The following is a 431-nucleotide window of genomic DNA, read 5'->3' on the forward strand; positions in this document are numbered from 1 at the left end:
CTCATCTTCTGATGGGAGACCGGCATGCAGGCGAAGGTTCGGACAGTGGCGTTCCAGGGCATCGACGTGCTGCCGATCGATGTGCAGGTGATGATCGCGCCGGGGCAGCTCGCTTTCGCCATGGTCGGGCTGGCCGACAAGGCGGTCGGCGAAAGCCGCGAACGCATCCGGGCGGCGATGCGGGCGCTCGGTCTTTCCCTGCCGCCGCAGCGCATCACCGTCAATCTCTCGCCCGTCGACCGTGCCAAGGAAGGCAGCCACTACGATCTGCCGATCGCACTGGGGCTGCTTGCGGCAATGGGCGTGATCGCCAAGGAAAGCCTCGCCGGCTTCGTGGCGATGGGCGAACTGGCGCTCGACGGATCGCTCTGTCGCGTGCCGGGAGTCCTGCCGGCCGCCATCGCGGCTGCCGCCGGCGGGCGCGGCCTGAT

The 431-nt window shown here is 68.7% G+C and carries 1 protein-coding gene; it reads left to right on the forward strand.

From position 1 onward, the window contains the following. Positions 1-24: 24 nt before the first annotated feature. Positions 25-431 (forward strand): magnesium chelatase domain-containing protein (locus tag D7Y15_RS43825; RefSeq protein ID WP_304988703.1); only part of this gene is annotated, 407 nt, incomplete at its 3' end.

Origin of the sequence: Corallococcus sp. AB030 (genome assembly GCF_003668965.1) — a bacterium.
In the GTDB taxonomy this organism is placed as follows: domain Bacteria; phylum Myxococcota; class Myxococcia; order Myxococcales; family Myxococcaceae; genus Corallococcus; species Corallococcus exiguus.